The organism is Microbacterium umsixpiens (assembly GCF_053543675.1).
In genome coordinates, this window is record NZ_JBLVOH010000067.1 from 7,516 (window position 1) to 9,774 (window position 2,259).

The window sequence follows — 2,259 nt, forward strand, 5'->3', positions numbered from 1 at the left end:
CAGCATCACGTCGGCGGCCAGGTAGAGGGCGACCATCTCCTCGCGCGGATACCCCTGGTGCAGATACCGGATGGCGGAGTGGCCCATCGTGTCGGTGTCGCCGTTGATGCGGCTGACGGCGAGCTCGATCTCATCGCGCAGGTGGACGTACGCGTCGACGCGCTCCCGGCTGGGGCTCGCGACCTGCACGAGCGTGACGTCCTCGACGTTGAGCCGCCCTTCTGCGAGCAACTCCCCGTAGGCCTTGATGCGGTGGCGGATGCCCTTGGTGTAGTCCAGTCGATCGACGCCGAGCAGGATGCGCTTCGGGTTGCCGAGGCTCGCGCGGATCTCGGCGGCGCGTGCACGCACGTCCTCACGGGCCGCGAGCTCGAGATACGGCGTCGTGTCGATGGAGATCGGGAACGCCCGCGCCAGCGCCGTGCGGGTCCCCTCCCCGTCAGGCACCGAGACGTTCGGTCCCTTGACGTCGTAGCGGAGTCTGCGGCGCACGGCCGTGAGGAAGTAGGTGGCGTCCTGAGCGCGCTGGAAGCCGATGACGTCGGCACCGAGCAGCCCGCGCAGCACCTGATCCCGCCACGGCAACTGGGCGTAGAGACCGTGAGCCGGGAACGGGATGTGGTGGAAGTAGCCGATCGTCACGTCCGGACGCAGTTCGCGCACCATCTGCGGGACGAGTTGCAGCTGGTAGTCATGCACCCAGACGGTGCCCTCCTCCGCCACGGCAGCGGCGGCGGCTTCGGCGAACCGACGGTTGACTCTGACGTACGCGTCCCACCATTCGCGGTGGTACTGCGGCGGCGCGATCACGTCGTGGTACAGCGGCCAGATCGTGTCGTTGGCGAAGCCCTCGTAGTACTCCGCGATCTCCTCCGCGCTCAGCGCGACCGGCACCAGCTCGATCCCACCGGCTTCGAACGGCGTGAGCTCGACGTCCGCCTGCCCCGCCCAGCCCACCCAGGCCCCGTGCACGTTGCGCATCATCGGCTCGAGGGCGGCCACGAGCCCACCGGGAGACGTGCGCCAGACCTCCTCGCCGTCAGGTCCCTCCACCCGGTCGACCGGCAGGCGGTTGGCGACGACGACGAAATCTGCGGCGGTCAAGGGGGACTCCTCACATCAGCGGTGAAATCAAACCTACCCAGGATCGCGGAATACCGTCGCCGGAGGTCAGGCCGTCACCGACGAACGTGTACGCCGCTCGCTGCTGAGCGCCCAGTTCGCCACTCCCGCGCCGAAGGCGATGAATGCCGCGATCATCGGGAGCAGGAGCGCGGCGGACGTTCCGACGTTCTCGGCGATCTCGCCGGCCACGGCCGCGCCGATCGACTGCCCGACCACGACGCCGGAGCCCAGCATCGTCATGACCGTCGCCGAGCGACCACGCGGGCTGCGGGCGGCCCCGAAGCTGTACTGCGTGACCAGGGTGGGTCCGATGCCGATTCCCATGATCGCCAGCGCGAGCATCATCGTGCCCGGCGAGTCGACGAATCCGAGCAGGAGCGTTCCGGCGAGCAGGATGCCGGCGAAGACGAGCCACCGTGCGCGCATCGAGAACGACGGAGGAAGCCAGGCGACGCCCAACGCGAGCACCGCCGAACCGACGCCCATCACGCCGTAGAGCAGCCCGGCCTGCTCGGGTGCACCGCGGTCAGCCATGAACGACGTCAGCGAGGTGAGCATCGTCCCGAAGAAGATCCCCACGCCGAGAATGCCGAGGACGACGATGAGCAGCTGCGGCCGGAACAGCTCCGAGACCGCTGACGGGGCTCTGCCATCCGCGTCGCGGTCCTGCGACACGTGACGTCCGCTGGGGTGCAGCGCGAACGCGCCGACGAAGACGACGGTGAGCACGGCGGCGCCCACCAGCGGAGCCCAGGGAGCGAACGCGGACGCCAGGATGCCGACCAGGAACGGCCCGAAGACGAACACGGTCTCATCCGCCGCGGACTCGTAGGCCATCGTCCCGGAGACGGTCTTCGCGCGACGCGCCTCCGGCATTCGATCGGCGATGATCGTGACCAGACGTGAGCGCGAGAGCGGCGCGACCTGCGGTGCCGTGGCGCCGATCCCGACCGCCGCCAACAGCACGAAGCCGTCGGCCGCTTCCCCGTAGACCACGAAGGTGAAGAGCAGGAGCATCGCGCCGTTGGCCAGCGCGAGCACGACCAGGACCACCCGCTGGCCGAACCGGTCGGCGGCGGCGCCGAGAAGGGGGCCGAAGCACGCCGTTCCCAGACCGACGGCGGCCGAGGTGAG

2 protein-coding genes are annotated in these 2,259 nt (G+C 69.5%); both read right to left on the bottom strand.

Translation table 11 applies throughout. The features are described from left to right. The coding region (locus tag ACNPM4_RS06770) for an alpha,alpha-trehalose-phosphate synthase (UDP-forming) (protein WP_448985170.1) at positions 1 to 1,104 on the bottom strand (1,104 nt) is incomplete at its 3' end. 66 nt (positions 1,105 to 1,170) lie between these two features. Next, positions 1,171 to 2,259 (bottom strand): MFS transporter (locus ACNPM4_RS06775; protein WP_448985172.1); only part of this gene is annotated, 1,089 nt, incomplete at its 5' end.